The following is a 26,239-nucleotide window of genomic DNA, read 5'->3' on the forward strand; positions in this document are numbered from 1 at the left end:
ACGTCCGCAAGGTCGCGATCAAGTGCAGGTCATTGTCCTGCGTCGCGATCTTGCGGTTGGGTGCCTTCCGCTTCGCGCAGTTCTCCCCCAGCCCTGGCGGGCCGGGAGGTGCCCCCACGCGCCCCTGTTTTCGCACCCACCTGCTTTCGCGCCCGCCGGCTTTCGTGCCCGCCGGCTTTCGTGCCCGGTCAGGGCTTGCGGAGGGCGGCCGGGAGGGCGGCCAGCAGGGCGAGGACGGCTGCGGCGAGGGGCAGCAGGTAGCCGGTGCCGGGGGAGGTGTGCTGGGCGACGGAGCCGCCGAGGGTCGCGCCGGCGGAGATGCCGATCAGGATCGCGGAGACGGCCAGCGCCATGGCCTCGTTCAGGCGGTGTGCGGGGAGGAGGTCCTGAACCATCGTCATTCCGGTGATCATGGTGGGCGCGGTGCCCGAGCCGGCGGCCAGCAGTGCCGCGCCCAGGACCGCCACGCCCGCCCCGGCCCGGCCGGCCGCCAGCGGGAGCAGCATCAGCACGGCCATCGCGCCCGCGCCGAACGCGAGCCGTACCGGAGCCGGTCGTCGCGGCCGGATCGCGCCGAACGCCAGCCCGGAGGCGCAGGACCCGGCCGCGACCAGCGCCAGCAGTACACCGCCCGCCGACTGCCGGCCGAGCGCGTCGGTGTACGCGAGGGAGGTGACTTCCAGTGAGCCGAACAGCACGCCGGCCGCGAGGAACCCGGCCAGCAGCGCCGGGAAGCCCGGGGTGCGGAGCAACCCCCGTGCGGCGGAGGCGTGTTGGGCGGGCGTGGCGAGCGGCGGCTCGGTGCCGCGCTGGGCGGCGAACAGCAGGGTGCCGGTGGTGCCCAGGGCCCAGGCGGCGAGCAGTCCGGCCTCGGGGGCGAGCGTCGTGCACAGCGCCATGCCGAGGACCGGTCCGGCCATGAAGCACAGCTCGTCCAGTGACTGTTCGAGCGCGTTGGCCCGGTGCAGCACGGTTGCGTCGGCGCGGTGCAGGTGCGCCCAGCGGGCCCGGGCCATGCCGCCGAGGTTGGGGCTGGTGCCGGACAGCGCCCAGCAGAGGAAGAGCGTCCAGTCGGGTGCGCCGGAGCGGACGCACAGCAGCAGCGCGCCCGTCGGCAGGGCGGTGGCGAGGACGGCGGGGACGGCGACCCGGGCCTGTCCGAGCCGGTCCACCAGCCGTCCGAGCGGGGGCATCAGCGCCGCCCCGGCCAGCACCCCGACCGCGGAGACCGCTCCGGCCAGCGCGTACGAGCCGCGGCGGTCGGCGATCAGCACCACGATCGAGACGCCGTACATCGCCAGGGCGAGCCGGCCGAGCAGACCGGCCAGGGTGAACGTGAGGCTGCCGGGCGCGGCGAACACCGGGCGGTAGCGGGCGAGGGGCAGGGACAACGCACAACTCCGGGGGAAGAAGGGGAGATGGTTCCACCCTCGGGTCGGGCCCGGGGTGGCGTCCAACACTTAATCCGCCCGATCGACCGGTTTCTGTTGTTAATCTCCCGCCGTGCCACGTGACGTCCACCCCCGCCTGCTGCGCAGCTTCGCCGCCGTCGCCGAGACCCTCCACTTCGGCCGCGCGGCCGAGCACTTGCACCTGGCTCAGCAGGCCGTCAGCCGGGACGTCCAGACGCTGGAACGGGAGCTCGGCTGCGCGCTGTTCCAACGGTCCACCCGCAGTGTCGAGTTGACCGAGACGGGCGCGGCACTGCTGCCGAAGGCCCGCCAACTGCTGGAACTCCAGGGCGAGATCACCGCACTCGGCGACACCCGGACGCTGCTGGTGGACGTCAACAGCCCCGGCGGCGACCGCGAACTCACCGCCGAGCGTGTTCTCGCCGCCGCTCGCCGGCGCCGCCCGGAGACCGAGCTGCTGGCCCGCTACTGCGGTGGACTCACTGCTGCCGCACGGGAGTTGGCGGCGCACCGGCTGGACGCCTCGTTCGGGCGGTACGCCGGACTGCCGGCCGCCGTACGCTCCCGGCTGGCGCACGCGCCGGTGCGGCTGGAGCCGATGGCGGTGTTCCTGCCGCTCGGCCATCCACTGGCCGCGCTGCCCGCCGTGCCGTTGGCCGCGTTGGCCGGGCACCCGGTGGACGTGTTCGCGGGGCAGCCGGACACTGCCGAGTGGACCGACCTCGGCCTGCGCTTGCTCGCCGAGCACGGCCTGGCCGCCGCACCCGGCCGCACCCCGCCGGTCGGCGCCGCCGAGTTCGCCCGCTACCTGAGCAGGCACGGCAGCCCGATCCTCACCACCACGGACGGCCCGGACATCCCCGGCGGGGTGGCCCGGCCACTGGTCGATCCGATGCCGCTCAGCCTGGTCGGCCTGGTGCACCGGCCCGGGTCGGGCCACCCCGGGCTGGCCGCGCTGCGCGAATCGGCGGCCGAACTCGCCGCTGCGGAAGGGTGGTTGGAGCGGCCGCCGGGGAGCTGGCTGCCGTCGGAGGACGCCGCGCTACTGCGCCGGTGAACGGCGGTCTGGGGGCGGCGGCGCTGAAGCGGCGCTTGGAGCGGCGGCCGAAACGGCGGCGCCCCCGCCGAGGGGGATGGCGGGGGCGGTACCGGGAGCCGCGGGGCGGCCGGGACAGGCGGTCTCAGGAGGCTCGCACGGCGGAGATGTCCAGGGTCAGCTTGACCTTCTCGCCGATCAGCACGCCGCCGGTCTCCAGCGCGGCGTTGTAGGTCAGGCCCCAGGTGGTGCGGTCCACCGTGGTGCCGCCCTCGAAGCCGACCCGGTTGGCGCCGTACAGGTCGGTGGCCGCGCCGGTGAACTCCAGGTCGAGGACGACCGGGCGGCTGGTGCCCTTGATGGTCAGGTCGCCGTGCATGCGGTAGGTGTCGCCGTCGATCTGCTCGGCGGAGGTCGACTTGAAGGTGATCTCCGGGAAGGTGGTGGCGTCGAAGAAGTCGCCGGTGCGCAGGTGCTCGTCGCGCTGGGCCTGGTTGGTGTGGATCGAGGCGACCTTGATCACCAGCTCGGCGGTGGACGCGGTCGGGTTGGCGCCGTCCAGGTGCAGCTTGCCCTCGTACTCGGTGAACTCACCGCGGACGTTGGTGACCATCGCGTGCCGGACCGCGAAGCCGATCTTCGAGTGGGTGGAGTCGATCGTGTAGTCGCCGGTCAGGTGGGCCAGGTCCGGGCCCTGGACGGTGGCGACCGGGGCGGCGGTGGCGGTGGTGTTCTTGCTGCGGTTGAAGATGCCCATGGCTTCTCTCCTTTGCGAGGGTCGAAGCCATTTGTTGAGGCTTCAACTTGTTGGTGACTTCACCGTACCCCGGTCTGGTTCAAGTTTCAACCATGAAGTCCAAGATTGAACCAACTGGATGGATCCCTCGGTTTTCCCCAGCCTGTGGAGAGCGGTGGAAAACCGGGTGACCCGCTCCCGGGGGTGCTCGCAACACCTATCGTGGAAGGCTCAGCCACTCCTGTCTCCGGAGGCCCCGTCCCGATGTACGTCCTGCACGCGCTGTGGCGGGCCGATGGCCGGCTCGCGGCGTGGGCGGAGGATGCGGCGGCGTTCACGGGGCGGGCCGTACAGGGGGCGCGGCACCCGTACGCGTGCTCGGCGAGCGAGGTGGCGGGGCTGCTCACCGCTACCGGCCCGGGGCCCGCGTACCTCGCGGAGCGGGGTGCCGAGCGGTGGGTGAGTCTGCGGTTGCCGACCCTGGGCTCGCGGCCGACGCCGTCCCCGGAGCTGCCGGTGGGGGCGACCGCGAAGGGCCTGGCGTTGCAGGCGTGGCGGGTGCCGGCGCTGCTGTTCGACCGGACCGAGGCGGCGCAGCTGCTGGGTGAGCTGTTCGACCCGTACTGGCCGGGGACCACCGTCGAGCTGCCCGGAGGCCGGACGGCGGAGCTCGCGTACGGGGCGTCGTTGCGATGGCTGACGGCGGTGCACGACCTGGCGTGGCGGCTGGTCGGGCGGGGCCGGGTGCTGCCCGCGCTGGTGGCGGAGGCCGGCGGGTGGGCGGCGCGCTGGCGTCCCGCGCCCGATGGTCCGGCGCAGCGCGAGGCCGCCGCCCTCGCGGCGGGGTGCCCGCCGATCGCCCGCGCCGAGGACGGTGTCGAACGCACCGGCACGGCCCTGTTCACCACCATCCTGGACGCCCTCACCGACCACGAGACCCGCACCGCACTGAACTCCGAGACACCTCCCCGGCTCGGCTCCGAGACACCGCCCCGGCTGGGCACCGGCCCGGAGGCCTGGCTCGCCGCCCTCCGCAGCGCCGACCCGCGCCTGCCCACCCCGCCCGACCCCGAGCCGGCGGCAAGGCTCGCGGCGTGGAGCGCGGGAACGGAGCCCGCCGGTGAGGTCCGCCTCGCGTTCCGGCTGGCAGAGCCGCTGGGTACCGCGCCGGGCGATCCGGACGGTGCCGCCCCGGACGAGAACTGGCGCCTGGACGTGCTGGCCGGGCCCGTGGACCGGCCTTCGCTGCTGCTTCCGGCGGCCGAACTCTGGTCGGACGGACCGGCGTTCGCCGCGCTGGCGCGCAGTCTCGGCGACCCGGTGGAGGCGTACCTCGCGGAGCTCGATCGCGCCGCCCGGCTCTGCCCCGACCTGCGCGCGGCGCTCCACCGCACCCGGCCCACCGGCGTCGATCTGGACCGGGCCGGCGCGCTCGCGTTCCTGCGGGACACCGCCCCGCTGCTGACCGCCGCCGGGTACGGCGTGCTGCTGCCCGCGTGGTGGCGTCGCCGGCCGCGCCTCGGCCTGGCCGCCACCGCGCACAGTGGCCCGGCGTCCGGTGCGGTGAAGCGTGCGGCGCAGGCCGACCGGGATGCCGTGCTGGACTTCCGCTGGCAGCTCGCGGTCGGTGAACAGCCGCTCACCAAGCAGGAGTTGGATGAGCTCGCCGGTGCCCAGCAAGGCCTGGTCCGGCTGCGCGGCCAGTGGGTGGAGGTGGACGCGGCTCAACTCGCGGCCGCCCTGCGATTCCTGGCCGCCCGCCGGGACGATCCGCAGCTGGACGCCGCGACGCTGTTGCGGCTCGCCCTGGACGACGACGCGGTGGTGGACGGCCTGCCGGTCACCGTGGTGCACGCCGACGGCCCGCTCGGCGACCTGCTCGCCGGCCGCCTCGGCCGTCTCCCCGGCGCTCACCGCACCCCGCCCCCGCCGGGCTTCGCGGGGTCCCTGCGCCCGTACCAGGAACGGGGGTTGGCCTGGCTGGACGCCCTCGGCCGACTCGGGCTCGGCGCGGTGCTGGCCGACGACATGGGCCTCGGCAAGACCGTGCAGACGCTCGCCCTGCTGGCCCTGGAGCACGCCCGCGGCGCCCGCGGCCCCGTCCTGCTGGTCTGCCCGACCTCGCTGGTCGGCAACTGGCAGCGCGAGGCGGCCCGGTTCGCGCCCGCCCTGCGCGTGCAACTGCACCACGGCCCCGACCGCACCGCCCCCGACCCGGCCGCCGACCTGGTGATCACCACGTACGGGGTGCTCCAGCGGGACGCCGCGGCGCTGCGCGCGATCCGCTGGCGGCGGGTGGTCGCGGACGAGGCCCAGCACATCAAGAACCGCTCGGCGCGGCAGTCCCGGGCGATCCGCTCGCTGCGCTCCGGCCCGCGGATCGCGCTCACCGGCACGCCCGTGGAGAACCGCCTCGCCGAACTGCACGCCGTTCTGGACTTCGCCAACCCCGGCCTGTTCGGCACCGCCGAGTCGTTCAAGGAGCGTTGGGCCGTCCCGGTCGAGCAGTCCGGCAACCGGGCGGTCGCCGCCCAACTCCAGCGGCTCACCGGCCCGTTCCTGCTGCGTCGCCTGAAGAGCGACCCTGAGATCGGTGAACAGCTGCCCGCCAAACAGGAGTTCACCGTCCGCTGCAACCTGACGCCGGAACAGGCCGGGCTCTACCAGGCGGTGGTCGCCGAACTGCTGCGCCGCCTGAACGGGGTACGCGGGGTGGAGCGCAAGGGCGCGGTGCTGGCGGCCCTCGGCCGGCTCAAGCAGGTCTGCAACCACCCCGCCCAACTCCTGCACGACCACTCGCCGTTGGGCGGCCGCTCGGGCAAGGTCGAGCGTCTGGTCGCGCTGCTGGGGGAGGCCCTGGCGGAAGGCGACCGGACGCTGGTGTTCACCCAGTACGCCGAGTTCGGCGCGCTGCTCCAGCCGCACCTGCGCCGCCGGCTCGGCACCCAGGTGCTGCACCTGCACGGCGGGCTGTCCGCGCCGCGCCGGCAGGAACTCGTCGATCGCTTTCAATCCCCGGACGGGCCAGGGGTGTTCGTGCTGTCGCTGAAGGCCGGCGGGACGGGCCTCAATCTGACCGCCGCCAACCAGGTGATCCACCTCGACCGCTGGTGGAACCCCGCCGTCGAGGACCAGGCCACCGACCGCGCCCACCGGATCGGCCAGCACCGCGAGGTCCAGGTCCGCCGCCTGGTCTGCGTGGGCACCGTGGAGGAGCGGATCGCCGAACTCCTCCAGGCGAAGCGCGAGTTGGCGGACGCCGTGGTCGGCGTCGGCGAACAGTGGCTGACCGAACTGCCCGCCGAGCAGCTGCGCGAACTGCTCACCCTCTCCGCCGACGCCGTGGGGGAGTGACCGCCGTGACCGACAGCCCCGGCTCCGACCGCCCCGGCGACTCCGACCGCCCCCTCGACCAGTGCCTGAACGCCTTCTGGCAGGGCGAGTTCACGCTCCGCCCGCCCGACGCGCCGACCGAACGCCCGGACCCGGCCCTCGACCACCTCGGCCCGAGCGGCCTGACCGTCCGCGGCCGCGACCTGGCGGAGCTGCTGGCCCCCGACTATCGCCGCCTGGTGGAAGGCAGTTGACGCCTCAGCCCAGGAACTCGCCCACCAGCCGGGCGAATTCGGCGGGCGTCTCGACCCAGGGACGGTGCCCCACGCCCTCCAGCACCTCCAGCCGGGCCGCCGGATGGAGCGCGGCCGCCAGCCGGGCCGGAGCGGTACCGATCATCCCGTCCAGCTGCCCCGCCACCATCAGCACCGGCACGTTCACCGGGGCGGCCTCACCCGCACCCGCGTAGAACGCCGCCGCATCCACGGAGCGACCGGCGCCAGCCCCGGGGCGAACGCCTCCGCGCGCGCCCGATCGTCCCAACTCCCCCAGAAGAACGGGGTGATGCGCGCCATCAGCTCCGCCGGATCGCCCTCCCCGGCGGCCGGCAGTGCCGCCGCCCGAGCCGCGTCCTCGTACCAGGGCTGATCGACGCGGGCCGCCCGGATCGCCGCCGGCTCCGCCTCGTCCGGCTCCCGGGCACCCCGCCCGACCGGCGTCACCAGCACCAAGGACCGTACCCGGTGCGGGAATTCGGCGGCGTAGCGCTGCGTGGTGAGGGTGCCCGCGGAGTGGCCGAGCAGATCGAAGGACTCCAGCCCAAGGTGCTCGCGCAGCGCCTCCACGTCCTTCACCTGCTCGCCGAACGCGCAGCTCGCCCGGTCGGCGGGCTCGGCGGAGCGGCCGCTACCGCGCGGGTCGAGCCGGATCAGCCGCCGCTGTGCGTCCAGACCGCCGAGGCGGCCCAGGTAGCGGGCGTCCGCGCCCGGACCGCCGGGGATCGCCACCAGCGGTGCGCCGTAGCCGAGTTGCTCGTGGTGCAGGGCCCGTTCCGTCGTGCGCCTGAAAGATCGCCATGCGGCGGCTGGTGCCACGCGTCGGACCGGGCCCGCCCGGAATTCCGCGCCTCGGTCAGATCAGCCCGTGACCGCGCAGCGCCACCCGCAGCCCGGTCGCTCCCCGGTAGTGGTGGCCGTGCATCCCGAGGGCCTCGGCGGCGGCCGTGTTGCCGGCGCTGTCGTCCACGAACAAGCATGCGGTGAACGGCACTTGGGCCCGCTCGGCCGCTGCCAGATAGACACGCTCGTCAGGCTTGGCGGCACCCAGGCGCGCGGTGTTGACCACCGCGTCGAACGCGGCGTCCAACCCGAGCGCGGCCAGGTCCGCCTCCAGCCGGGTGGTCCCGTTGGACACCAGCACCACCGGCACGCCACGCCGCACTTCGGCGAGCAGCCCCAACACCTCCGCATCCACCCAGGACGCCTGCCGCCCCCACGCCGCGACCACCTCACCCGCCCGCGCCACCGACCCGCACACCCCGGCCAGGTCTCCCGCGACGGCAGCCCGCCACTGCTCGTCGGTGACCTGCCCGGTGACGGCGGGCAACAGCCGCCCCGCCCGGAACGCCGCCCCCCCGACGGTGCCCGACGGCAGACCGTACGCCGCGTCCACCCCGGCCAGGTCGGCCCAGATCCGCAGCACCCCGTCCAGATCGCACAGCACCGCACCGATCGTCCGTTCCACCATCCTCAACCCCTCCCCGCAGATGGCAACAGCTCTCCTGTTTCGACAGTACCGGCGGCAGAGCGACAGGCGAGGCGGTCGATAGGTCAAGAGCCCGTGCCCGCCAACTTCGGTGGTACACAGGCTCCTTGGCACTCCGGTGGTGGTGATCAGGCCTGGCCGAAGCGGTCCTGCTTGATCCCGGCGATGAAGGCTGCCCAGGCGTCCGGGGCGAAGTGGAGTTGGGGGCCGTGGGGGTCCTTGGAGTCGCGGACGGTGCCGGGTCGGGCGTCGTTGACCTCGATGCAGTCCCCGTTGTTGCCGCCGCTGTGGGACGACTTCCGCCAGTTCTCGTTGGCCGTGGGCATGTGGCTACTCCTCGGGTGCGGATCGATCGGGGGCTTTCGGTGGTGGTCAGGCCTGGCCGAAGCGGTCCTGCTTGATCCCGGTGATGAAGGCTGCCCAGGCGTCCGGGGTGAAGTGGAGTTGGGGGCCGTGGGGGTCTTTGGAGTCGCGGACGGTGCCGGGTCGGGCGTCGTTGACCTCGATGCAGTCCCCGTCGTTGCCGCCGCTGTAGGACGACTTCCGCCACCGCTCGGGCCGGCCTTGCTGGTCAGTCCTGGCCATTCGCGTACTCCTCCGCTGCCGACTCGATCAGGGTCAGGGACGCCTCCGGAGAAAGCGCGGCGGCCCTCACGAGATCGAAGGATAGCGCGCACTTGGAAGTCGCGGACGGATCGTCAAGTAGTGTGCCTACATGGGGCCCTTCGATGTATGCCACGGGAGGGGCGTCGGCGAAGGTCATGAGGAGCAGAGTCCCTTCGAGGAGCGCATGGGCGCCCGCCGAGAACGGCAGAACCTGCACGATGATGCGGTTCTCCCGGATCAGGCCGGAAATGAAGGAGAGCTGCTCGGCCATCACGGCCGCGCCACCGACCGGACGGCGGATCGTGGTTTCGTCCATGACCACCCACAACAGCGGGCTGGTTGGACCGTCCAAGATCTGCGCCCGGTCCATTCGCAGGCTGACGCGCTCGGAGATGTCCGATGCTGAGCGCAGGGGCTGAGCCGAGCGGAAGATGGTTCGCGCATACTCCGGTGTCTGAAGTAGCCCGGGCACGATGGCCGATGCGTAGGTGCTGATCGTCTTCGCCAACGGCTCAAGTTCGAGGGCTGCCGTGAAGTATTCGGCGAAGCGCGAACGACTGGCCAGCCGGTACAGGCGGGTGAAGTGTCCGTCCGTCCCGAGCGCGGCATCGAGCCGCTCGGACAGGTCTTCTTGCGGTCGGCGGATGGCCGACTCGATCTGGCCGATGTACGCGCCGGAGAAGAACAGCATCTCGCCCAGCGCCTCCTGGCTGAGGCCCCGGGCCTCGCGAAGGCGGCGGACCTCCGCGCCGTAGAACGCTCTGGGCGATTCGGACGGGTCGAGCGGCTTGGGGCTGGCCATGCGTCAGTTCCTCTGGCGTGCAGGGTGGTTGTTGGGCTCCGAGATCTGTTCAGCGTACGGCCGGGTGCCGATTCTTAATGGCAGAACGCAGCCAAGCAGGAACGGAGAGTGCGCCGATGAGCGTCTGCGTCGGGACCGGCGGGGGAGGCGGCAGGTGAGTAACCCGTTCTTCCGGCTCGGTGGTGACGAGCCGACGGAACTCCGTCCGAAAGGCTGGAAGTTGGGCAGGTGCTGGGTCTGCCGCCGCGATGGTGTGGTCTCCCCGGCGCTGAGCTTCGACCAGGGGGTCGGCGAGGGGCCCGTGTCGCTGCCGATCTGCCCGGACTGCGTGGGCCGCGCGGCCCGTCACGTGCACCGTGCGTGCTTGCGGGCGAACCTCGTGCGAACCGACACCGAGGGCCCGAAGCCGGATGACTCATGACCCACGACATGGCCGATCGCGACCTGGCTGCGCGGGCTCGGCAACTGGCCCACGCGCTTCGGGAGCTGACGGGCGGGCAGGCGGCGATCACCCCGTCCCGGAGGGGTGGACTGCGCGTGACGCTCCGGGTGACGGCGCAGCCCGACCAAGCCCTCGCCGAGGCGGTGGCCCGGGTGCTCGCCCGGGGTGATCGGTTCGGGCACAGCAGGAGTCGGCGGTGGGAGCGGTTGTGGGCGGAGATCGACCCGCTGCCGGAAAGGGAAGTGGCGCAATGAGTCTGATCGAGTTCTATCCTGCCGGATTTCTCGGCCTGGACTGGAAGGCGGCGAGCGAGGACGTCGAAGGCGTTCTGCTCGCCGAGACGGGCGACGGCGTTGCCATCGCCCGGGCGACCGACCCGCGCAAGGTGCTGGTCCTCGACCCGGACGAGTGGGACGACCTGCTGCGCGCGGCCAAGTCCGGCTGGTTCGACGGCTTCCTGGGCGGCGGAGTGCTCTGCAAGTCCCCCCGGAGCCACCGCACGGGCTGCCCGCCGGAAGGCGAGGGGCGCGCGGCACTGCGCCCCAAGCCCGAGCTGTGACGCCCGCACACCTGCACGGCGTTGTCCTGCCTGGGCGAGGGTCCGCTTCAATGCCTGGTCGCGGACGAGTACACCTGCGCCAACCGCCCGACCGCTCCGGATCCCGGCCGCGTGCGGCCGCTAGCGATGTGCTTGCAATAGCAAGCGTTGGGGTGCAGACTGCCCGTATGGCATCACTGAACGTGGGCTCGCTCGGCGAGTACATCCGGGAGCAGCGGCGGAACGCGCAGTACTCACTGCGGCAGCTGGCCGAGGTCGCCGGGGTGTCCAACCCGTACCTGAGCCAGATCGAGCGCGGGCTGCGCAAGCCCAGCGCGGAGATCCTTCAGCAGATCGCCAAGGCGTTGCGGATCTCGGCGGAGACGCTGTACGTACAGGCCGGGATTCTGGAGGAGCGGGACGAGCAGGGGCCGGGGCTGCGGGCCGCGATCCTCGCCGACCCGCAGATCAACGAGCGGCAGAAGCAGGCCCTGCTGGCGGTGTACGAGGCCTTCCTGAAGGAGAACCAGGCCGCCGCCGCTCACCCGACCGACCCCGCGTGACCCGACCGCACGGGCGCACCCGACCTGAAGGATTCGACATGCCGATCAGCGACGAACTCAAGAAGACCCTCACCGACCCCACCCCGCTGTACGCCCTGGCCGGCGCCGGCGACCTGGCCTACGAGAAGCTGCGTGAAGTCCCCGGCCAGCTGGAGGCGCTCGCCGCCGACCGCAAGGGCACCCAGGACAAGGCCGCCGCCGCCCTGCAGGACGCCGGCAGCAAGCTGGTCGAGGCGCAGGCGAAGGTCACCGGCGCGGTCACCGCGCTGCCCACCGACGTGAAGGAACTCCAGGCCAAGGCCCAGGAGTTCGCGATGCAGCAGGTCGGCCGGGCGCTGGAGTTCGCAGTCAAGGCCAAGGAGGTCTACGACGAGCTCGCGGTCCGCGGCCGCACCGTGGTGGACGCCGCGAGCACCCGCCAGCAGGGCTCCGGCCCGGTCGTCGAGGCCGAGGTCGAGGAGCTCGTGCTGACCGAGGTCGTGGTGGACGAGCCCGCCGCCGAGTCCAAGCCCGCCGCGAGTAAGCCCGCCCGCGCCCGCAAGGTCCCCGCCGACTCCCAGTGACGAGCGGCCGGCGGCAAACTGCGGGGAACGGCACATCGCCGAAGGCCGTTGATCCGGGCAGTGTCCGTGCCAGGATGAGAGCGAGAGTGAGGAGCACCAGGTGCAGATCTTGTACATCGATCTCCTGAACCCCTTCTGGTGGCTGGCCACGGCGATCATCGGCTACAAGGTGTTCGCGTTCGCGGACGCGGCGATCCGCCGTGACGACGCGTACCGTGCCGCCGACAAGAAGACCAAGGGGTTCTGGCTGGTCGTGCTCGGCCTGGCCCTCGGCGCCGACCTGCTGTTCGGCGCCAACCCGCTCACCGGCCTGCTCACGCTGGCCGGCCTGGTCGCGGCGATCGTCTACGTGGTGGACGTCCGCCCCGCGATCAAGCTGCTCACCGACGGCCGCGGTCGCGGCCGCAACCCCGGGCCCTACGGCCCCTGGTGAGTCACCGGGCACAGGACTGAAGCAACAGGAAGGGGCGGCCCCGCACGGGGCCGCCCCTTCCTGCATGTCCGGCAGGCCGTCAGCCCATGATCACCGGGACGGGGTTGCGCTCCAGCAGCAGCACCGCGACATCGTCGGTCAGCGCCCCGCCGTTCAGCTCCTCGACCTCGGCGATCGCCGAGTCCACCAGCCGGCCCCGGGTCAGCCCGGCGGCCTGGTGGTCGGCGATCAGCTCGATCAGGCCCTCCTGACCCAGCCGCGGCGAACCCGCCCCGACCTTCCCCTCGACCAGCCCGTCGGTGTACAGCAGCAGCCGCCAGCCCGGGCCGAGCTCCAGCCGCAGCGCCGGCCAGACGGACTGGGTGGCGTCGCACGGCAGCAGGCCCAGCGCGGGGCCGGCCTGCTCGGACGGCAGCAGCACGGGGGCGGCGTCCGGCCCGAGCAGCAGCGGCGCGGGGTGCCCGGCCAGGAACAGCTCCGCGGACTCCGGCGCGCCCTCCGCGCCGGGCCCGTCCAGCACCACCATGCAGAGCGTCGCGAAGATCTCGTCGCTGCGCCGCTCGTGCTCCAGCACGTGCTGCAGGGTGGTCAGCAGGTGCTGGCCGCTGAGCCCGGCGAACACCAGGGTCCGCCACGCTATCCGCAGCGCCACGCCGAGCGCGGCCTCGTCCGGGCCGTGGCCGCAGACGTCGCCGATCACCACGTGCACCCGGCCGTCCTTGGTGCGGACGGCGTCGTAGAAGTCGCCGCCGAGCAGGGCGCGGCGGCGGCCCGGCCGGTAGCGGCGGGTGAAGGCCAGGCCGGCGCCGTCCAGCAGCGGGGTGGGCAGCAGGTGGCGCTGGAGGCGGGCGTTCTCCTGGCCGCGGATCTCCGCCTCCACCAGGCGGCGCTGCGACTCGTCGGCGCGCTTGCGTTCCACCGCGTAGCGCAGCGCGCGGGCCAGCAGCGGTCCGGCGGTGTCCTGCCGGACCAGGAAGTCCTGGGCGCCGGCGGCCACCGCGGCCGCGCCGAGTTCGGCGCCCGCGGTGTCGGTGAGCACCACCACGGCGGTGTGCGGGGCGCGCTGCAGCAGTTCGCGCAGCCCGTCCAGGCCGTCGTTGCCGGACGGCAGTTCGGCGGGCGCGCCGAGGTCGAGCAGCACGCACTGGAACTCGGGGTGGCGCATGCCGCGCCGGCCGTTGCCGGGCGGCGGCAGCACGGACAGCGCCTCGCGGATGCCGTCCACCCGGTGCAGTTCGGCGTGTCCGCCGAGTTCCCCGGCCAGCGACTCGAACAGCCGGTGCTCCGGCCCGTCGCCCTCGATCACCAGCACCCGGAAGTTCGCGGCCGAGGCCCGGGCCGGCTCGGTGCCGCCCTGAACGCCGCCGCCCTGAACGGCGCCGCGCGGATGCGGTATCGGCGCGGATCCGGTGGTTCGGTGACGGCGCTGCTGCGCGCCGTGCCGGCTCTGACTGCGCTCGGCGGCCCCGGCGTCATTGGTCGCGTCGGGTGCCCGCCCGTCTCCCGTAGCGGGCATCGGTCGGTCCTTCCTTTCCCCGACAGGCCAACGGCCGGTGTCCGTCCACGGTGCCCGTGTGGCACCGGGCATCGGGGAGCTTCCCGCGACCATAACGTGATCTCCGAGGATTTCTTCGCCTGAGCGGCGCCGATGTGGTTATTGCCACGCTTCCGGTGGCCTTGTTCCGTAGGGTTTCCGCCACTGCAGAACCGGAGTTGACGGGAGTTGAGCAGCGGTGACGCGGATCACGCTGGTGCAGGGTGACATCACGGATCAGCTGGTGGACGCGGTGGTGAACGCCGCCAACAGTTCACTGCTGGGCGGCGGCGGGGTGGACGGGGCGATCCACCGCAAGGGCGGGCCGGAGATCCTCGCCGAGTGCCGGAAGCTGCGCGCCTCGCACTACGGAAAGGGCCTGCCGACCGGCCGGGCGGTGGCGACCACGGCGGGCCGGCTCCCGGCGCGCTGGGTGGTGCACACGGTGGGGCCGGTCTTCCGGGCGGAGGACCGCGAGCAGCGCACCGAGCTGCTGGCCTCGTGCTATCGGGAATCCCTTCGGGTGGCGACGGAACTGGGGGCGCGGACGGTGGCCTTCCCGGCGATCTCCGCCGGGATCTTCGGCTGGCCGCCGGACGATGCCGCTCGGATCGCCCTGACGACCGTGGCCGAGCAGGAGCCCGACCTGGACGAGGTGCGTTTCGTGCTGTTCGGTGCCGAGATGTACGAGGTGTTCGCGCGAGTGCGGGACGAGCTGGCGGGGTAGTTCGAAGCAGGGGGCGCTGAGTGGCGCTCGGGAGGCGCGCGACGGCGCATTCGAGCGCTCCCATGGTGACCCGCCCTGCCGTCAACACGCCAGGGGTATTCGATAACTCGTTCGAGTGAACTGCTGAACTGATGCCCGGATCGGCCGCGCCGACCGGGCACGGCGCCCGAACAGGCCGGCTCAGCGCGGCGCCAGCGCCGCCCAGTCCACCGTCAGCTCGCCCTGCCGCCGCCGGGCCGGCACGTCCCGCAGCGGCCAGTCCGCGGCCAGCGCCGCGCACGCCGCCACCCAGCGCTGCCGCGCCCCGAACGCCCCCAGCGGCGCGGCCGCCGCCCACGCCCGGTCGAAGTCCCGCAGGAAGGAGTGCACCGGCCGCCCCGGCACGTTGTGGTGGATCAGCGCCTTCGGCAGCCGCTCCGCCAGGTCCGAGGGCCGCTCCAGACTCCCCAGCCGGGCCGCGAAGGTCACCGTCCGCGGCCCCTCCGGGCCCAGCGCCACCCACACGTGCCGCCGCCCGATCTCGTCGCAGGTGCCCTCCACCAGCAGCCCGTCCGGAGCCAGCCGCCCGCACAGCCGCGACCACACCTCGGCGACCTGGTCCTCGTCGTACTGCCGCAGCACGTTCGCCGCCCGGATCAGCTGGGCCCGCGCCCCGCCGGGCAGCGGCACCTCGAAGCCGCCGCGCCGGAACTCCAGCAGCGGCGGGTCGGCCATCGGCAGCGCCGCCGCCACCCGGGCCGGGTCGATCTCGATCCCCACCACCCGGACGTCCGCCCGCACCGCCCGCAGCCGCGCCGCCAGCTCCACCGCCGTCCACGGCGCCGCCCCGTACCCCAGGTCCACCGCGACCGGCGGCTGCACCGCCGCGCGCAGCGCCCGCCCCGTCGTGTACGCGATCCAGCGGTCCATCCGCCGCAGCCGGTTGGTGTTCGTCGTCCCCCGAGTGATCGTCCCCACCGGCCGGCTCGACCGGCCCCGGGACAACGGCATGTCGCTTGCGGCCATGGTCACCAAGCCTACGCAGCGCCCGCCGGGCTCCCGGACGCCCGGTCCGGGCCGCCTGTCCCGCACCGGGAAGGTCGCCGGGAAGGTCGCCGGGAATACGGGGACGCGACGATGCGGTTGGCATGCTTGACGTGACTACCGCCCGCAGCTCCCGGCCGCGGGCGGCGGTGCGTGAACAGACCGAAACCGGTGCGGACGCAGCAGCGCCGCCGACGCAGCGACGGGCAGTGCCCAGGGAGGCTTCCGCAGGTGACCCACCACCTCGTCCGCACGCCCCGCGGGGAGTCGCGGTCGGCCGCAGCCCTTCCGCACCCGCGCCGTCCCCGCCGGATCGCGATGCTGAGCGTCCACACCTCGCCGCTGCACCAGCCGGGCACCGGCGACGCCGGCGGGATGAACGTGTACATCGTCGAGCTGGCCAAGTGCCTCGCCGACCTGGACATCGAGGTCGAGGTGTTCACCCGGGCGATCAGCTCGGACGACGCGCCGACCGTGCAGCTCGCCCCCGGCGTGCTGGTGCGGCACGTCACGGCCGGCCCGTTCGAGGGCCTGCTCAAGGAGGACCTCCCCGCCCAGCTGTGCGCGTTCACCCACGGCGTGCTGCGCACCGAGGCCGGCCACCGCCCCGGGTACTACGACCTGGTGCACTCGCACTACTGGCTGTCCGGCCAGGTCGGCTGGCTGGCGGCCGAGCGCTGGGGCGTGCCGCTGGTGCACACCATGCACACCATGGCGAAGGTGAAGAACGCGGCGCTCGCCGCGGGCGACACCCCGGAGCCGGCCGCGCGGGTGATCGGCGAGACCCAGGTGGTCGGCGCGGCCGACCGGCTGATCGCCAACACCGCGGAGGAGGCCGCCGAGCTGGCCCACCACTACGCGGCGCGCCCCGAGCAGCTGGCCGTGGTGCACCCGGGGGTGAACCTGGAGGTGTTCCGGCCGGGCGACCGCGCGGCGGCCCGCCACCGGCTCGGCCTGCCGCAGGACGCCGCGGTGCTGCTGTTCGCCGGCCGGATACAGCCGCTGAAGGCGCCCGACGTGCTGCTCAAGGCGGTCGCCCGGCTGCTGGAGCGCCGCCCGGAGCTGCGCGAGCGGCTGGTGGTACCGGTGGTCGGCGGCCCGTCCGGCACCGGCCTGGCCCGCCCCGAGAGCCTGCACAAGCTGGCCGCCCAGCTCGGCATCAACGACGTGGTGCGGTTCCGCCCGCCGGTCGGCCAGCGGCAGCTCGCCGACTGGTACCGCGCGGCGACCGCCCTGGTGATGCCCTCGTACAGCGAGTCGTTCGGCCTGGTCGCGCTGGAGGCGCAGGCCTGCGGCACCCCCGTGGTGGCGGCCGCCGTCGGCGGCCTGCCGGTCGCGGTCCGCGACGGCCTGACGGGCACCCTGGTCCCCGGGCACGACCCGGACGCCTGGGCGCAGGCGCTGCTGCCGTACGTCACCGACCCGGCGCTCGCCCGCGCCCGCGGTGAGCAGGCCGCCCGGCACGCGGCGGCGTTCGGCTGGCTGACGGCGGCCGGCTCCACCGCCGACGTGTACGCGGACGCGATGGCCGCGGCCCGCCCGGCGCACCGCCTCTGACGGCAGCTCACTGGGGAGCGCACCGTGACCGGGGCGACACCCCGCCGCGGCGGGCGGCCGGTCAGTGCGATGGCCGCGGCCCGCCCGGCGCACCGCCTCTGACGGGAGCTCACCGGGGAGCGCACCGTGACGGGGGCGACACCCCGCCGCAGCGGGCGGCCGGTTAGCGTGGGGGCATGGCCGCCAAGGACGACGCACTTCCCCTTCTCCGTGCCGCGCTCGACGAGGCCGGTGTGGCCTGGGAGCCGGCCGCCACCGACCCGTACACGCTGGTCGCCACGCTGCCCGGCACCCGCAAGCTGTCCACCGCCTGCGCGCTGCGGGTCGGCGACCACACCCTGTCGGTGAACGCCTTCGTGATCCGCCGCCCGGACGAGAACCACGAGGGCGTGTACCGCTGGCTGCTGGAGCGCAACACCCGGCTGTACGGGGTGGCGTACGCGATCGACCGGCTCGGCGACATCTACCTGGTGGGGCGGCTGCCGCTGGAGGCACTGACCGCCGAGGCGGTGGACCGGCTGCTGGGCACCGTGCTGGAGAACGCCGACGAGCCGTTCAACACCCTGCTGGAGCTGGGCTTCGCCACCGCGATCCGCCGCGAGTGGGAGTGGCGCACCAAGCGCGGCGAGTCCACCCGCAACCTCAGCGCCTTCGCACATCTGGCGAGCGAGAACCCGCCCACCGGCAGCTGAGCCCGGTATCCTCCCGCCCGGGGAGGAAACCGATGGATGCTGAACATGCTGCCGCACAACGGAAGTTGGAGTGGCTGGGGGTAGAACTCGACAGGGAGCTGGTGGAGCGCCGCCGCCGCCGGGACTGGGACCGCCGGCGGGCGCTGAGCCTGCAACTGGCCACCGTCAGCCTGTCCGCGCTGGTCACCGTGCTGCTCGGCCTCAAGGTCGGCGAGCCGCTGGCGAGCCAGCTGGCCGACGTGGCGCTGATGTGCGGAGCGCTGGTGACGGTGCTGGCCGCCTGGGCGGCCTTCTTCGGCTACCGGACGCTGTGGATCCAGCGCTCCGACACGGTGCACCGGCTGACCTCGCTGCGCCGCCGCCTCGCCCTGATGAGGGCCGAGTACGGGGACGCCGCCCCCGAGCCGGTGCGGGTGACGCTGCTGGTGGACGAGTACCAGGTGATCCTGGAGGACGACCACGACTCGTGGGTGCGGCTGCGGCGGAACGGCAGCGGCGAGGCGGTGACCTGACGGCCGGGCAGGCCCTGGTCAGACCTCCGCGCCGACCGGCTCGACGGCGGGTGCCACCGCTACGGCGGGCTGCGGCCGACGGCGGCCGATCGGCACGAACGCGAGCGCCGCCAGCGTCCCTGCGGCGGCGCACGCGCCCCACAGCGCCCGGCTGCCCGCGTACTGCAGCAGCAGGCCGCCCGCCGCCGGGCCGAGGAAGGACGCCAGCGACCAGGACAGCGAGTACACGCCCTGGTAGCGGCCGCGGGCCCGGGCCGGGGAGTGCTCGGCGACCAGCGCCATCATGGTCGGCGCGTTCACGATTTCGCCGATCGTCCAGATCGCCACCGTCAGCGCGTACAGCCCGGCGGACGAGCCGGCCACCGCCGTCAGACCGAAGCCCCAGCCGGTCAGCAGCGCGCTCGCCACCAGCAGCGCGGTGCGGTTGCGGCCCTCCATCAGCCTGGTCAGCGGCAGCTGGAGCAGCACGATCAGTACGCCGTTGAGGCTGACCAGCAGGCCGTACTGGGCGGTCGTGATGCCGTGCTGCTCCATGTCGACCGCCAGCGTGGTCGAGCCCTGCTGGTAGATCAGCGCCAGCAGCAGGTTCACCCCGACCACCATCATGAACGGGCCGTCCCGGAACACCGCGCCCAGGCCCACCGTCGGGCCCGACGGCTCCTCGGCCGCCTCCTGCTCGGCGTGCGACAGTGTCTCGGGTACCTTCGCGAACACCACCACCGCGCACAGCAGGGTGGTCAGCGCGTCCAGCAGGAACAGCGTCAGATAGCCGTAACTCGCGATCAGTCCGGCCATCGCGGCGGAGGCGCCGAAGCCGATGTTGATCGCCCAGTAGTTCAGCGAGTACGCCCGCGCCCGGTCGGCGGCCGGCACCAGGTCGGCGATCATCGCCGAGACCGCCGGGCGGGAGGCGTTGTTCGCCAGACCCACCAGGAACGCCACCACCGCGATCGCCACCTGGCCGTGCGTGAAGCCCAGCACCGCCGTGAACACCGCCGTGGACACCTGCGCCACCAGCAGCGTGGGCCGCCGCCCGAGCCGGTCGGTCAGCACCCCCGCACCGAGCGCCGCGATCGCCGAACCCAGCCCGAACAGGCCCGCCACCAGGCCCGCGTAGGACGGCGAATAGCCGCGGTCGGCCGTCAGGTAGATCGCCAGGAACGTCACCACGAAGCCGCCCAGCCGGTTCACCAGCGTGGACGTCCACAGCCACCAGAACTGCCGCGGCAACCCGCCCGCCGCCCTGCGCGCTTCGGACACCAGACGGGCGGAGAGGGGCATGCGGGCTCCCGGAGCGGCGAAAACGGTAAGTTGCAAACCTGTTGATGGCACATTACGGCTGGCATGGACGCCCCGGCCATCGAATTTCCCCCTCCACTAAGCTGGCCCCATGGCTGACACGACCTACCGCTTGATCCTGCTCCGCCACGGCGAGAGCCAGTGGAACCAGAAGAACCTGTTCACGGGATGGGTCGACGTCGACCTCAACGAGAAGGGCGAGAAGGAAGCGGCCCGTGGCGGCGAACTGCTGCTCGCCGAGGACCTGCTGCCGGACGTGCTGCACACCTCGCTGCTGCGCCGCGCCATCCGCACCTCGCAGATCGCCCTGGACAAGGCCGACCGCCACTGGATCCCGGTCCGCCGCAGCTGGCGCCTGAACGAGCGCCACTACGGCGCCCTGCAGGGCAAGGACAAGGCCCAGACCCTCGCCGAGTTCGGCGAGGAGCAGTTCCAGCTCTGGCGCCGCTCCTACGACACCCCGCCGCCGGCCCTCTCCGACGACTCCGAGTACTCGCAGGCCGAGGACGCGCGCTACGCGGAGATCCCCTCCGAGCTGCGCCCGCGCACCGAGTGCCTGCAGGACGTCGTCCGCCGCATGCTCCCCTACTGGTACGACGCCATCGTGCCGGACCTCGCCGCCGGCCGCACCGTCCTGGTCACCGCCCACGGCAACAGCCTGCGCGCCCTGGTCAAGCACCTCGACGGCATCTCCGACGAGGCCATCGCCGGCCTCAACATCCCCACCGGCATCCCGCTCGTCTACGAGCTCGACGCCGACTTCAAGCCGGTCACCCCCGGTGGCCGCTACCTCGACCCCGAGGCCGCCGCGGCCGCCATCGAGGCGGTCAAGAACCAGGGCAAGAAGAAGTAGGACTTCCTCTCCCGATCGGCCCCCTGCCCGGTGCGACGAAGCTCCGGCCCAGGGGGCTGTTCCGTGTCCGGGTTGCCGGGGCGTCAACCGGCGGGCGGGGCAGGGTGGTTCAGACCACCGAGAATGGTTCAGACCATTGACGGCGGTCGGTGGGGCTTCTAGCGTGGGGGCCAATGCCAGCGCGGGCATGCCCAGGCCGGCCGCACCCCCACGCGGCCCCGCGCGTGTCCGCGTTCATGTACTCCATCCACCCCCACGGAGGAGCACCATGCGCAAGCGCAACATCCTGGCGGTCGGCCTCACGGCCGCCGCGGCGATCCTGGCGACGGCGATCCCCGCCGGCTCGCACGGGTACATCACCACCCCGCCGAGCCGGGCCGGCCTGTGCGGGGCGGGCGTGGTGAAGAAGTGCGGCCAGATCCAGTGGGAGCCGCAGAGCGTCGAGGGCCCGAAGGGCTTCCCGGCGGCCGGCCCGGCCGACGGCACGCTGTGCGCGGGCGCGGACCCGCGCTGGGCGCCGCTGGACGACCCGCGGGCCGGCGCCTGGCCGACCACCAAGGTCACGGCCGGTCAGCAGCTGACCCTGACCTGGAGCATCGAGGCGCGGCACGCCACCACGTCGTTCCGGTACTTCCTCACCAAGCCGGGCTACGACGCCACCACGAAGATCACCCGGGCGAACCTCGACCCGACCCCGTTCCTGACCGTGCCGATGGGCGGCAAGCAGCCCCCGGCCACGCTCAGCCACACCGCGACGCTGCCCTCCGGCCGGACCGGCCACCAGGTGATCCTGGCGGTCTGGGACATCGCGGACACCGGCAACGCGTTCTACCAGTGCATGGACGTCACCTTCTGACGCACCGCACGAAGGCATGAGCGAGGGCCGGGCACCAGGTGGTGCCCGGCCCTCGGCCGTGCCGTCAGTGGCCGCCGCCGCAGCAGTCGCCGGTCGCGCCGCCGCACTGGCAGGGTGCGCCGGACTGGCAGCCGCAGCCGCAGCCCGGACCGCAGCCGCAGCCCGCGGCGAGGACCGGCAGCAGCTTCGCCGCGGCCGGGGCGAGCGGGCTCGGCGGGGGAGTGGTCGGGTTGCCGGTCGTCTTCATCGCGCTGAAGCCTCCTCGTCCGGGCGGAGCCGGGCAGCCCGGTGGACGCCCGTCCCTTCGAGTGAAACGCCGCCCCGGCGCGCCGTCAACGGGCGCGCGGAGGCGGGGAGTTCGCGCGGCGTGCGCCCCCAGGAGGGCGCGCTGCGGAAACGATTGCTCGGCGGAGTCCCTTACTCGGCCGAGTCCGCGGTGGCGATGAACTCGTCCACGTGCTCGCCGGTGACCAGGAACACCACGCGCTTGGCGACCGAGACCGCGTGGTCGGCGAAGCGCTCGTAGTAGCGGCCGACCAGGGTGACGTCCACCGCGGTCTCGATGCCGTGGTGCCAGCGGTCGTCCAGCAGGTGCGAGAACAGCTCGCGGTGCAGCGCGTCGATCGCGTCGTCGTCCGCCTCCAGCTCCAGCGCCTTGTCCACGTCCTTGGTGGCGATCACCAGGCCGGCCTTGGCCACCAGACGCTGGGCGAGCTGCCCCATCTCCAGCACGATCGGGTGCAGGTCGTTGGGAACGGCGGTCTCCGGGTAGCGCAGCCGGGCCACCTTGGCGACGTGCCGGGCCAGGTCGCCGCAGCGCTCCAGGTCGGCGCTCATCCGCAGCGAGGTGACCACGATCCGCAGGTCGGTGGCGACCGGCTGCTGGCGGGCCAGCAGGTCGATGGCCCGGTTCTCCAGGTCGTGGTGCAGGTTGTTGATCTTCTCGTCGGCGGCGATCACGCTCTCCGCCAGCTCCAGATCCGCGTCCAGCAGTGCGGTGGTGGCCCGTCCCATCGCCGAGCCGACCAGGCGGGCCATCTCGACCAGTCCGTCGCTGATCGAGTCGAGTTCCTCGTGGTACGCGTCGCGCATTGCGCTCTTCTCCTCCAGTACCGGTGTCGGTGGCGGTGCCGACCGGACGCCCCGCACCGGGCGGCCCGACGCGGGGCCGACCGAACGGACGGCCGCTGCTGGTGGCGCGAATGGTAGCCGCGTCACCGCCCACACGGGCTTGCACGGCCCAGACTGAGCCGTTCCGGCGACCCCCCGCGGCACCGGCGGTGAATCGGCAGCATCGTGAAGGTGAATTCTCGGCAACGCGCGGCCGATGCCTTGATCGCACCCTTACGGAGCCCGCCCGGCCACCATTTACGCTGGCAGACATGGACGTGAACGTGGCCGCCGCCGCTGCCTGCGCCATAGCCGGGCTCGGCGTCGGTCTCACCGCCTCCATCGCCTTCCGCTGGAGCGAGCGCGAGCAGGGCCGGGGCAAGGGCAGCAGCAGCGGCAGGAACCCCGGGCCGGAACCCCTCCAGGAACCGGCCCTGCCGCCCGGCGTGGACACCGTGCTCTCGGTGCTGCGCTCCTGCGCGATCGTGCTCGGCGAGGGCGACGAGGTGGTCAAGGCCTCCTCCGCCGCCTATTCGATGGGCCTGGTGCGCGGCGGCCGGGTGGCCGTGGACCAGATGCTCTCGCTGGCCCGCTCCACCCGCCGGGACGGCGAGATCCGGCAGATCGAACTGGAACTCACCCGCCCCGGGGCCGCCGCCCGGGCCGCCGAACCGCTGGCGGTCTCGGTCCGGGTCGCCCCGCTGGGCTCCCGGCTGGTGCTGGTGCTGGTCGAGGACCGCACCGAGCGCCGCCGGATCGAGGCGATCCGCCGCGACTTCGTGGCCAACGTCTCGCACGAGCTGAAGACCCCGGTCGGCGCGCTCTCCCTGCTCTCCGAGGCCGTCGCGGACGCCTCCGACGACCCGGAGGCGGTGCAGCGCTTCGCCGGCCGGATGCAGGTCGAGGCCACCCGGCTGGCCAGCCTGGTCCAGGAGATCATCGACCTCTCCCGGGTCCAGGACGACCAGTTGAAGGTCGACCCGGAGCCGGTCGCGGTGGACGAACTGATCGCCGAGGCGATCGACCGCTGCCGGCAGACCGCCGCCGCCAAGCAGATCGTCATCGCCGCGGGCGGCACCACCGGCCTGTACCTGGTCGGCAACCGCGGCCAACTGGCCGCGGCACTCGGCAACCTGGTGGAGAACGCGGTGAACTACAGCCCGCCGCGCACCAGGGTGGCGATCGCCACCCGCCGGATCTCCAGCGCCGCGGCGCTGGGCGAGGCGGACGGCGAACTGATCGAGATCTCGGTGACCGACCAGGGCATCGGCATCTCGGAGAAGGACCGCGAGCGGATCTTCGAACGCTTCTACCGGGTGGACCCCGCCCGCTCCCGCCTCACCGGTGGCACCGGCCTCGGCCTGTCCATCGTCAAGCACGTCGCCGCCTCGCACCGCGGAACCGTGTCGGTGTGGAGCGTCGAGGGCCAGGGTTCCACCTTCACACTGCGGCTCCCCGCCGGGCAGGCCCCGGCCGAGGACCGCGCATCCTCAGCAGCACCCACACTTCCTGCCCCGGAGGCCCGATCGTGACCCGTGTACTGGTGGTCGAGGACGAGGAGTCGTTCAGCGACGCCCTGTCGTACATGCTCCGCAAGGAGGGCTTCGAGGTGGCGGTCGCCGCCACCGGGCCCGACGCGCTGGAGCAGTTCGAGCGCAACGGAGCCGACCTCGTCCTGCTCGACCTGATGCTGCCCGGCCTGCCCGGAACCGAGGTCTGCCGCCAGCTGCGGGTCCGCTCCAACGTCCCGGTGATCATGGTCACCGCCAAGGACAGCGAGATCGACAAGGTCGTCGGGCTGGAGATAGGAGCCGACGACTACGTCACCAAGCCCTACTCCACCCGCGAGCTGGTCGCCCGGATCCGCGCGGTGCTCCGCCGCCGCGGCGAGGACGCGAACGGCGACGGCGCCGCCGCCCCCGGCGCGCTGGAGGCCGGCCCGGTCCGGATGGACGTCGACCGGCACGTGGTGACGGTGGACGGCGCCAAGGTCGACCTGCCGCTGAAGGAGTTCGACCTGCTGGAGATGCTGCTGCGCAACGCCGGCCGGGTGCTCACCCGGATGCAGCTGATCGACCGGGTGTGGGGCGCGGACTACGTCGGCGACACCAAGACCCTGGACGTCCACGTCAAGCGCCTGCGGGCGAAGATCGAGCCCGACCCGGGCGCGCCGCGCTACCTGGTCACCGTGCGCGGCCTGGGCTACAAGTTCGAGCCGTAAACCGTCCTTGCGACAGACCGGCGAAGGGGCCCCGCATCGGCGGGGCCCCTTCGTGTGTTGCCCGGTGTCAGTGCGCGGAAGCCGACGGGCTGCCGGCCGGGGCGCTCGGCGAGCCGCTCGCACCGGCGCCGGCGGACGGCGAGGACGCCGCGCCCGGGGAGGCGCTGCCGCTCGGGGAGGCGGGGGCCGAGGACGACGAGGTCTTGGCCTGCGGGCCGAAGCCCTGGTAGTAGCCGACGGCCGGCTGCACGTTGGCGTTGGCGGAGACGTCGCCGGCGCTCTTGAAGCTGAAGGTGGTGTCGGTGTAGCCACCGACCGAGACCTTGGCGTTCGGCACCTGGGCCAGCGCGGCGCCGCCCTTGCCGCCCAGCAGCACCGACTCACCGGCGTGGATGACGATCTGCGAGACCTGCGCGCCGTTCTCGTCGGTCAGCGTGGCAGCGGTGCCGCCGACCTTGACCCCGGTCAGCACCACGTCGCCCTTGGGCGCGGGGTTGGCGATGTTCACGGTGACGGCGACCGGGCCCGTGTACTCGCCGGCCGAACCCTCGGGGGCGACCACGACGATGTTGTTGAGCTTGACCGCGTTGTCGATCGAGGTCGCCGCGTTGTCCGGCTTGATCTGCAGCGTGTCCGCGTCGTTGCCCGCCGCGCAGGCGGACAGCGGGACGATCGCGGCGAGGACGATTGCGGCGGCAGCGCCGCGTCGAAGGCTCCGGCTCACGGCGGCGACTTCTCCTTGGAGGGGACGATCCCACGGAAAAGGGATCACGGTCGGTGGTCGAGGGCCAGACTACCGACCACACATATCCGGGAATCACGGGGTGGCCCCGTGTCGCGGTCCGATCACGATCCGGGCCGCTCGGCGAGTCGGAGGCAAAAACTCAAGATCCAATCATGGTTTCGGGAGCGTGACCAGAGGTTTCGCTGCCCAGGTCAGACCGCCTCCGACCTGCGAGAAGCCCCTGTCGAACACCGGTCGCAGCATGCGACGGGGGTGGTTGTCAAGCCCTGGAACCCGCCCTGACCTGCGAAAACGCCCTTCGGGTCAGCCGAAAAGCGTGTTATTCTGGAAAGCCACGGAAGGGGTCCTGTCACATGACGTTCAAGGTTGGCGACACGGTGGTCTACCCCCATCACGGGGCTGCGCTGATCGAGGCCATCGAAACTCGCCAGATCAAGGGTGTGGACAAGACCTACCTGGTGCTGAAGGTGCAGCAGGGAGATCTGACTCTCCGCGTTCCGGCGGAGAACGCCGAGTTCGTCGGTGTCCGCGACGTGGTGGGCCAGGAAGGCCTGGACCGCGTCTTCGAGGTGCTTCGCGCGCCCTACACCGAAGAACCCACCAACTGGTCGCGCCGTTACAAGGCGAACCTGGAGAAGCTCGCGTCCGGCGACGTGATCAAGGTCGCCGAGGTGGTCCGCGACCTGTGGCGCCGCGAGCGTGAGCGCGGCCTGTCGGCCGGCGAGAAGCGCATGCTCGCCAAGGCCCGCCAGATCCTGGTGAGCGAGCTCGCGCTCGCCGAGAACACCAACGAGGACAAGGCCGAGACGCTGCTCGACGAGGTCCTCGCCTCCTGAGGCCGGACAGCGTCTGGCCCAAACTCGGCTTGATGCAGCGCCCGAT

Annotated in this window: 31 protein-coding genes; 17 read left to right on the forward strand and 14 right to left on the reverse strand. The window is 73.0% G+C overall.

Translation table 11 applies throughout. From position 1 onward, the window contains the following. Positions 1–188 precede the first annotated feature (188 nt). Positions 189–1,391, reverse strand: coding sequence for an MFS transporter (locus ACFV18_RS17785; RefSeq protein ID WP_380484144.1), 1,203 nt, complete (start codon positions 1,389–1,391; stop codon positions 189–191). A gap of 112 nt (positions 1,392–1,503) precedes the next feature. Between ACFV18_RS17785 and ACFV18_RS17790 the strand changes: the two genes are divergently transcribed. Further along, positions 1,504–2,469, forward strand: coding sequence for a LysR family transcriptional regulator (locus tag ACFV18_RS17790; protein ID WP_380484146.1), 966 nt, complete (start codon positions 1,504–1,506; stop codon positions 2,467–2,469). A gap of 124 nt (positions 2,470–2,593) precedes the next feature. On the opposite strand, the gene ACFV18_RS17795 is transcribed toward ACFV18_RS17790, so the two are convergent. Next, positions 2,594–3,205: a YceI family protein gene (locus ACFV18_RS17795; protein ID WP_380484148.1), complete on the reverse strand. Its 612-nt coding sequence runs from the start codon at positions 3,203–3,205 to the stop codon at positions 2,594–2,596. Between the two features lie 243 nt (positions 3,206–3,448). Between ACFV18_RS17795 and ACFV18_RS17800 the strand changes: the two genes are divergently transcribed. Further along, positions 3,449–6,538 (forward strand): DEAD/DEAH box helicase, encoded by a 3,090-nt coding sequence (locus ACFV18_RS17800; RefSeq protein WP_380484150.1) that lies wholly within the window; start codon positions 3,449–3,451, stop codon positions 6,536–6,538. A gap of 5 nt (positions 6,539–6,543) precedes the next feature. Then, entirely contained in the window at positions 6,544–6,771 is a 228-nt protein-coding gene (locus tag ACFV18_RS17805; protein WP_380484152.1) for a hypothetical protein, read from the forward strand. A 4-nt stretch (positions 6,772–6,775) separates the two neighbouring features. Here the strand turns inward: ACFV18_RS17805 and ACFV18_RS17810 are convergent, their stop codons facing one another. The 6 genes from ACFV18_RS17810 to ACFV18_RS17835 all read right to left on the reverse strand — a co-directional run bounded on the left by ACFV18_RS17810 (position 6,776) and on the right by ACFV18_RS17835 (position 9,689). Continuing rightward, on the reverse strand, positions 6,776–6,958 hold the full coding sequence (locus tag ACFV18_RS17810; RefSeq protein WP_380484154.1) for an alpha/beta fold hydrolase: 183 nt from the start codon (positions 6,956–6,958) through the stop codon (positions 6,776–6,778). Then, a complete protein-coding gene (locus ACFV18_RS17815) occupies positions 6,955–7,611 on the reverse strand; it encodes an alpha/beta fold hydrolase (RefSeq protein WP_380484156.1) in 657 nt (218 codons plus the stop codon). The genes ACFV18_RS17810 and ACFV18_RS17815 overlap by 4 nt, the downstream gene beginning before the upstream one ends. A gap of 37 nt (positions 7,612–7,648) precedes the next feature. After that, entirely contained in the window at positions 7,649–8,263 is a 615-nt protein-coding gene (locus tag ACFV18_RS17820) for an HAD-IA family hydrolase (protein WP_380484158.1), read from the reverse strand. A 146-nt stretch (positions 8,264–8,409) separates the two neighbouring features. Then, on the reverse strand, positions 8,410–8,607 hold the full coding sequence (locus ACFV18_RS17825; protein WP_380484160.1) for a DUF397 domain-containing protein: 198 nt from the start codon (positions 8,605–8,607) through the stop codon (positions 8,410–8,412). A 46-nt stretch (positions 8,608–8,653) separates the two neighbouring features. Then, positions 8,654–8,866 (reverse strand): DUF397 domain-containing protein, encoded by a 213-nt coding sequence (locus ACFV18_RS17830; protein WP_380484162.1) that lies wholly within the window; start codon positions 8,864–8,866, stop codon positions 8,654–8,656. Further along, positions 8,853–9,689, reverse strand: a complete 837-nt coding sequence (locus ACFV18_RS17835) for a Scr1 family TA system antitoxin-like transcriptional regulator (protein WP_380484164.1) — start codon at positions 9,687–9,689, stop codon at positions 8,853–8,855. Before ACFV18_RS17835 ends, ACFV18_RS17830 begins: the two co-directional genes overlap by 14 nt. Before the next feature lie 417 nt (positions 9,690–10,106). On the opposite strand from ACFV18_RS17835, the gene ACFV18_RS17840 reads away from it, so the two are divergent. From ACFV18_RS17840 to ACFV18_RS17860, 5 genes are all read left to right on the forward strand, one after another. Continuing rightward, positions 10,107–10,385 carry a hypothetical protein gene (locus ACFV18_RS17840; protein ID WP_380484166.1) on the forward strand — a complete coding sequence of 93 codons (279 nt, stop codon included), beginning with the start codon at positions 10,107–10,109 and terminating at the stop codon, positions 10,383–10,385. Next, the gene (locus tag ACFV18_RS17845) at positions 10,382–10,690 is read left to right on the forward strand and encodes a hypothetical protein (RefSeq protein WP_380484168.1); all 309 of its coding nucleotides are present in this window, start codon (positions 10,382–10,384) and stop codon (positions 10,688–10,690) included. Before ACFV18_RS17840 ends, ACFV18_RS17845 begins: the two co-directional genes overlap by 4 nt. Before the next feature lie 167 nt (positions 10,691–10,857). Further along, entirely contained in the window at positions 10,858–11,232 is a 375-nt protein-coding gene (locus ACFV18_RS17850) for a helix-turn-helix domain-containing protein (RefSeq protein WP_380484170.1), read from the forward strand. Between the two features lie 38 nt (positions 11,233–11,270). Beyond that, positions 11,271–11,795: a hypothetical protein gene (locus tag ACFV18_RS17855; protein ID WP_380484172.1), complete on the forward strand. Its 525-nt coding sequence runs from the start codon at positions 11,271–11,273 to the stop codon at positions 11,793–11,795. Positions 11,796–11,901: 106 nt separating this feature from the next. Further along, the gene (locus tag ACFV18_RS17860; protein WP_380484480.1) at positions 11,902–12,228 is read left to right on the forward strand and encodes a DUF2516 family protein; all 327 of its coding nucleotides are present in this window, start codon (positions 11,902–11,904) and stop codon (positions 12,226–12,228) included. Positions 12,229–12,307: 79 nt separating this feature from the next. On the opposite strand, the gene ACFV18_RS17865 is transcribed toward ACFV18_RS17860, so the two are convergent. Further along, positions 12,308–13,744, reverse strand: coding sequence for a PP2C family protein-serine/threonine phosphatase (locus tag ACFV18_RS17865; RefSeq protein WP_380484174.1), 1,437 nt, complete (start codon positions 13,742–13,744; stop codon positions 12,308–12,310). 217 nt (positions 13,745–13,961) lie between these two features. Between ACFV18_RS17865 and ACFV18_RS17870 the strand changes: the two genes are divergently transcribed. Further along, positions 13,962–14,489 carry an O-acetyl-ADP-ribose deacetylase gene (locus tag ACFV18_RS17870; RefSeq protein WP_380484176.1) on the forward strand — a complete coding sequence of 176 codons (528 nt, stop codon included), beginning with the start codon at positions 13,962–13,964 and terminating at the stop codon, positions 14,487–14,489. Positions 14,490–14,669: 180 nt separating this feature from the next. Here the strand turns inward: ACFV18_RS17870 and ACFV18_RS17875 are convergent, their stop codons facing one another. Then, entirely contained in the window at positions 14,670–15,479 is an 810-nt protein-coding gene (locus ACFV18_RS17875) for a class I SAM-dependent methyltransferase (protein WP_380484482.1), read from the reverse strand. 264 nt (positions 15,480–15,743) lie between these two features. On the opposite strand from ACFV18_RS17875, the gene mshA reads away from it, so the two are divergent. The 3 genes from mshA to ACFV18_RS17890 all read left to right on the forward strand — a co-directional run bounded on the left by mshA (position 15,744) and on the right by ACFV18_RS17890 (position 18,273). After that, a complete protein-coding gene (gene mshA, locus ACFV18_RS17880; protein WP_380484178.1) occupies positions 15,744–17,069 on the forward strand; it encodes a D-inositol-3-phosphate glycosyltransferase in 1,326 nt (441 codons plus the stop codon). A 176-nt stretch (positions 17,070–17,245) separates the two neighbouring features. After that, positions 17,246–17,761, forward strand: coding sequence for a YbjN domain-containing protein (locus ACFV18_RS17885; RefSeq protein WP_380484180.1), 516 nt, complete (start codon positions 17,246–17,248; stop codon positions 17,759–17,761). 32 nt (positions 17,762–17,793) lie between these two features. Continuing rightward, the gene (locus ACFV18_RS17890) at positions 17,794–18,273 is read left to right on the forward strand and encodes an SLATT domain-containing protein (protein WP_380484182.1); all 480 of its coding nucleotides are present in this window, start codon (positions 17,794–17,796) and stop codon (positions 18,271–18,273) included. Between the two features lie 18 nt (positions 18,274–18,291). Here the strand turns inward: ACFV18_RS17890 and ACFV18_RS17895 are convergent, their stop codons facing one another. Further along, complete coding sequence (locus tag ACFV18_RS17895) at positions 18,292–19,554, reverse strand: MDR family MFS transporter (protein ID WP_380484184.1); 1,263 nt, start codon at positions 19,552–19,554, stop codon at positions 18,292–18,294. A gap of 109 nt (positions 19,555–19,663) precedes the next feature. Here ACFV18_RS17895 and ACFV18_RS17900 point away from each other — a divergent pair, with 109 nt between their 5' ends. Further along, positions 19,664–20,425: a phosphoglyceromutase gene (locus ACFV18_RS17900; protein WP_380484186.1), complete on the forward strand. Its 762-nt coding sequence runs from the start codon at positions 19,664–19,666 to the stop codon at positions 20,423–20,425. 268 nt (positions 20,426–20,693) lie between these two features. Continuing rightward, a complete protein-coding gene (locus tag ACFV18_RS17905; RefSeq protein WP_380484188.1) occupies positions 20,694–21,281 on the forward strand; it encodes a lytic polysaccharide monooxygenase in 588 nt (195 codons plus the stop codon). 64 nt (positions 21,282–21,345) lie between these two features. Here the strand turns inward: ACFV18_RS17905 and ACFV18_RS17910 are convergent, their stop codons facing one another. Then, positions 21,346–21,528 carry a hypothetical protein gene (locus tag ACFV18_RS17910; protein ID WP_380484190.1) on the reverse strand — a complete coding sequence of 61 codons (183 nt, stop codon included), beginning with the start codon at positions 21,526–21,528 and terminating at the stop codon, positions 21,346–21,348. A gap of 170 nt (positions 21,529–21,698) precedes the next feature. Beyond that, a complete protein-coding gene (phoU, locus tag ACFV18_RS17915; protein WP_380484192.1) occupies positions 21,699–22,373 on the reverse strand; it encodes a phosphate signaling complex protein PhoU in 675 nt (224 codons plus the stop codon). 290 nt (positions 22,374–22,663) lie between these two features. Between phoU and ACFV18_RS17920 the strand changes: the two genes are divergently transcribed. Together ACFV18_RS17920 and ACFV18_RS17925 are read left to right on the forward strand one after the other, a co-directional pair. Then, complete coding sequence (locus ACFV18_RS17920) at positions 22,664–23,923, forward strand: sensor histidine kinase (RefSeq protein WP_380484194.1); 1,260 nt, start codon at positions 22,664–22,666, stop codon at positions 23,921–23,923. Continuing rightward, positions 23,920–24,612, forward strand: coding sequence for a response regulator (locus ACFV18_RS17925; protein ID WP_380363657.1), 693 nt, complete (start codon positions 23,920–23,922; stop codon positions 24,610–24,612). The genes ACFV18_RS17920 and ACFV18_RS17925 overlap by 4 nt, the downstream gene beginning before the upstream one ends. 67 nt (positions 24,613–24,679) lie before the next feature. Here ACFV18_RS17925 and ACFV18_RS17930 read toward each other — a convergent pair whose 3' ends face one another. Beyond that, positions 24,680–25,336 carry a DUF461 domain-containing protein gene (locus tag ACFV18_RS17930; RefSeq protein WP_380484196.1) on the reverse strand — a complete coding sequence of 219 codons (657 nt, stop codon included), beginning with the start codon at positions 25,334–25,336 and terminating at the stop codon, positions 24,680–24,682. A 374-nt stretch (positions 25,337–25,710) separates the two neighbouring features. Here ACFV18_RS17930 and ACFV18_RS17935 point away from each other — a divergent pair, with 374 nt between their 5' ends. Continuing rightward, positions 25,711–26,193 carry a CarD family transcriptional regulator gene (locus ACFV18_RS17935; RefSeq protein ID WP_014136563.1) on the forward strand — a complete coding sequence of 161 codons (483 nt, stop codon included), beginning with the start codon at positions 25,711–25,713 and terminating at the stop codon, positions 26,191–26,193. Positions 26,194–26,239 lie beyond the last annotated feature (46 nt).

This window comes from Kitasatospora sp. NPDC059673 (assembly GCF_042734215.1).
Lineage (GTDB): Bacteria > Actinomycetota > Actinomycetes > Streptomycetales > Streptomycetaceae > Kitasatospora.